This window comes from Mesorhizobium sp. M1E.F.Ca.ET.041.01.1.1, from assembly GCF_003997355.1.
GTDB lineage: Bacteria > Pseudomonadota > Alphaproteobacteria > Rhizobiales > Rhizobiaceae > Mesorhizobium.
In genome coordinates, this window is sequence record NZ_RZSL01000813.1 from 1 (window position 1) to 2,164 (window position 2,164).

General features: G+C 66.9%; 2 protein-coding genes and 1 pseudogene. 2 read left to right on the top strand and 1 reads right to left on the bottom strand.

Annotation, left to right across the window (positions count from 1 at the left end; translation table 11 throughout):
• Positions 1-192, bottom strand: a pseudogene (locus tag EOA38_RS34500) (OsmC family peroxiredoxin); the annotation flags it as partial.
• A gap of 137 nt (positions 193-329) precedes the next feature.
• On the opposite strand from EOA38_RS34500, the gene EOA38_RS34505 reads away from it, so the two are divergent.
• Positions 330-806, top strand: coding sequence for a VOC family protein (locus EOA38_RS34505; RefSeq protein ID WP_126094878.1), 477 nt, complete (start codon positions 330-332; stop codon positions 804-806).
• 258 nt (positions 807-1,064) lie between these two features.
• Positions 1,065-2,164, top strand: a 1,100-nt coding sequence (locus tag EOA38_RS34510; protein WP_127301321.1) for a peptidase S10, incomplete at its 3' end; no start/stop codon positions are given.

Consider the following 2,164-nt stretch of genomic DNA (forward strand, 5'->3'; position numbering starts at 1 on the left):
CTCCAGCCCTGAGCCGCCGGTGGCCGGATGCAGCCCCGCCACGGCAAGCGCCCTGCCCGTCTCCACCTTGCAGGTGATCGACCGGTCGTCGAGCGTTCCGCGCGCCCTGAGCGTGATCACGGCCTTGGCGGCGTCCTGGCGGTAAGCCTCCTTCAGCGGCGCCTGCATGGCCTTGAGTGCGGTCGCGTCCATTGTGCATCCTTTTCGATGCCGACTGATAGCACTGTCTAGCGCGGCGGGCAGAACAATGCTCGGTGAACGACAAGCCTGTCGGACCGGGCGAAACTCGAACGTCCTTCGGTCGTTGTCAGACAGGAAGGAGATCCAGCATGGCCAAGGTCACCTCGCATCTGTGGTTCGAAAAGGACGCGCGGCAAGCGGTGGAATTCTATGTCGCCACCATTCCCAACTCGGCGATCGGCCGCACCACGGACGTGGCGGCGGACAATCCAAGCGGCCCCGCCGGCAGCGTCAAGATCATCGGATTCGTGCTCGACGACCAGAATTTCATCGCGCTCGAAGCCGGCCCGCTCGACCCGTTCAATCATTCCTTCTCGATCCTCGTCGAACTCGACAGCCAGGCCGAGATCGACCGCATCTGGAAGGCTTTTCTCGACAATGGCGGCAAGCCCGAGCAATGCGGCTGGCTGCGGGACCGCTGGGGCCTGTCGTGGCAGATCGTGCCAAAGATCCTCGGCGACATGGCCGCGCATCCGGATCGCGAGCGCGCCAGGCGCGCCACCGAGGCGATGCTGGGTATGGTCAAGATCGACGTCGCGGCGCTGGAGAAGGCGTTTGGGGAGTGAATGTCGCCCGCGAAGGCAGGCCAGCACAATTCCAGCCTGGGTTCCTCGCCCCCACAAAGTGGGGGAGAGGTGGCTCGGCGGAGCCGAGACGGAGAGGGGGAGCGCCCTACGAAGGCCCCCTCTCCGTCCGCTTCGCGGACACCTCTCCCCCGCTTGGCGGGGGCGAGGAACCCAAGTTTTGTGACGCTTCCCGCACCACCCCTTTGACTTCGGCCGCTCTGGCCATACCTTTGCGGAGGTCGTTCGCGCGGAGGTCTCATGCGGTCCAAACTCTTTCCCCTCATCCTCCTGGCGCTCGCCGCCTTCGCGCAGCCAGCTCCGGCTGAAACGCCGGAGCGGCCGGCACCGGCCGGCGGCGTGCTGTCGCTTCTGCCGCCGCCGCAGGTGACCGAGCATTCGATCGCGCTTGCCGGACGCAAGCTCGATTACCAGGCCAAGGCCGGCACGCTGTCGCTGCTCTCCGGCAAGGGCGAGGTCACGGCGGAAATCTTCTACGTCGCCTACACGCAGCAGTCGCCCGCCCCGGCGAAGGAACGGCCGATCACCTTCGTCTTCAACGGCGGGCCGGGCGCGGCGTCGGCCTATCTGCATCTCGGCGCGCTCGGGCCGCGCATCATCGCGACCGCGACCGATGGCGAGTTCCTGCCGCCGCCGCAAAAGCTCATCGACAATCCCGACAGTTGGCTCGACCTGACCGATCTCGTCTTCGTCGATCCGGTCGGCACCGGTTACAGCCGCGAGGCGCCGGGCGAGGACACGAAGACGTTCTGGGGCGTCGACCAGGACGCCAGCTCGGTCGGCGCGTTCATCCGGCTCTATCTGGCGCAGAACGGCCGAACCGCTTCACCGCTCTTCCTCGCCGGCGAAAGCTATGGCGGTTTTCGCGCGGCGCTGCTTGCCCGCACGCTGCAGGAAGACGTGGGTTTGAGCCCCAGCGGCATCGTGCTGATCTCGCCGGCGCTGGAATTCATGCTGGTGCGGCCGGACCAGTTCGACCAGTTGCACTGGGCGCTCGAACTGCCTTCGCTGGCGGCGACGCGGCTTCGCGCCGACGGCGTCAGCGGCGAGGCGATGCGCGACAGGCTTGCCGAGGTCGAGCACTACGCGCTCGGCGATTACCTGACGGCGTTGAACAGCGGGCTGGAGCAAGGCGGCAAGCTCGCCAGCGGGCGCGTGGCGGAGATAACCGGCCTGCCGCTCGACCTCGTCGAGCGCAATTTCGCCCGTATCCCGACAGGCCTTTTCGCCCGTGAGTTCCAGCGCGCCAAGGGCAAGGTGCTCAGTCCTTACGACGCCATGGTCGCGACCAGCGATATCGCGCCGGAGAGCGCCCATATCGCCGGTCCGGACCCAGTGCT

Bases quoted from the DNA above. Each gene is read 5' to 3' on its own strand.
- EOA38_RS34505 (WP_126094878.1), top strand. From the start codon at position 330: ATGGCCAAGGTCACCTCGCATCTGTGGTTCGAAAAGGACGCGCGGCAA.